This is a genomic window from Desulfobulbus rhabdoformis (assembly GCF_016919065.1).
Classification (GTDB): Bacteria; Desulfobacterota; Desulfobulbia; order Desulfobulbales; family Desulfobulbaceae; genus Desulfobulbus; species Desulfobulbus rhabdoformis.
Genome location: NZ_JAFFQA010000119.1, coordinates 1 through 1,542, shown reverse-complemented (window position 1 = coordinate 1,542; position 1,542 = coordinate 1). Strand labels below are relative to the sequence as shown.

General features: G+C 46.7%; 1 protein-coding gene. It reads left to right on the top strand.

The window, feature by feature from the left end; genetic code table 11:
* The first annotated feature begins 264 nt into the window (after positions 1–264).
* A complete protein-coding gene (locus JWJ90_RS22635; protein ID WP_205229483.1) occupies positions 265–1,506 on the top strand; it encodes a hypothetical protein in 1,242 nt (413 codons plus the stop codon).
* Positions 1,507–1,542: the final 36 nt, after the last annotated feature.

Here is a 1,542-nt window from a genome sequence, read left to right as displayed (position 1 = left end):
TATGGTAATCTTTTCCATCCGTGCGATATCTCTCTTGCGTGTTTTTACGATGGTTGTAATTTGATTCGCCATGACGCCTCCTTGTAAGTTACTGTTTTTCTTACAAAAAGGCGAAAATCGCTAACTCATTAATATGTCAAGATAAATTTAGATTTACCCGATAATTTTTATAAAAGTTTACGAAAGCTGAATACATTTTGTCTGCTATTACTGGGTTTGCGGCTGCACCGGGAATTGCTGGAGGACGCTGAGGACGGATCGATTTTGGGGTGGGATATTTACGACAACGATCCCACCGGCGCGACTATAACCAATGTCTATGATGAGGAACGAGCCAGCCGTGTTATCGAATGCAAGGGTAACTTAACTAAAAATGGTTACCGGCTGCGGAGTAATGATGGCAGTTTTTGGAATAATTCCACATCCAAAATATTGGAGTGGAGCATGAGTTACAGCGAAAATTTTACAATCTACATCGCTGTTCAAACTAAAGACGGTTTTCGTTACCTGTATTATACCCCGGTGGCTACAAGCTCCCTAGGCACTGACACTTATGTGCATCATGGCTTAGGTAGCCATTTGACCGATGGGAAATGGCATATCGTTGTGCGGGATCTTGCCTATGACTTGAAGCAAGCACAACCAGACAACGAACTACAGGCTGTGCTTGGTTTCATGATTCGGGGCAGCGGACGCGTGGACGACATCAAAAGCCGGGATACCCTTCCTCGTGATTTAGACTTCGATGGCGATGGCTTGACGGATATTCAGGAGATTTCTATTTATGGAACCAATCCTTATGACGCTGATTCCGATGGAGATAGCATTGACGACAAGGTGGAGTTGGAATTCTGGGGGAGCAATTGGAGTGCTGATCCTGATGGAAACGGTTTGATTAACCTGCTTGATCCAGACGCAGACGGTGACGGTATTGAGGATGGAATTGAAATACGGCAGGGTTCCAACCCGGCCGATGCCGGTTCCTTCCCCACCTTAATGGTCTACGAAGATGCGGAAGATGGTGATACTGTCGGCTGGGATATCTACGACAACGATCCCATCGGTGGCGCCATTGCCAACGTGTATGACAGTGAGCGAGCCAGCCGGGTGATTGAGATGACTGGTGAAGGGACCAGTAATGGCTATCGGCTACGTAACCCTGATGGGAACTATTGGAACGACACCCATTTTAAAACCATCGAATGGAGTATGCGTTATACCGAGTCCTTCACCGTGTACATCGCTGTTCAGACTAAAGACGGTTTTCGTTACCTGTATTATACCCCGGTGGCTACAAGCTCCCTCGGCACTGACACCTATGTGCATCATGGCTTAGGCAGCCATTTGACCGATGGGAAATGGCATATCGTTGTGCGGGATCTTGCCTATGATTTGAAGCAAGCACAACCAGACAACGAACGAATAAGGATAGATTGTGTGAGTGAGGCACGAACGAACCACAATCTTATCCGGGGTTGGACAAGCCCGGCCTCTCAAAGGAAATAAATATTGCTCTGGAATATACTGGAAGCACTACCAGAA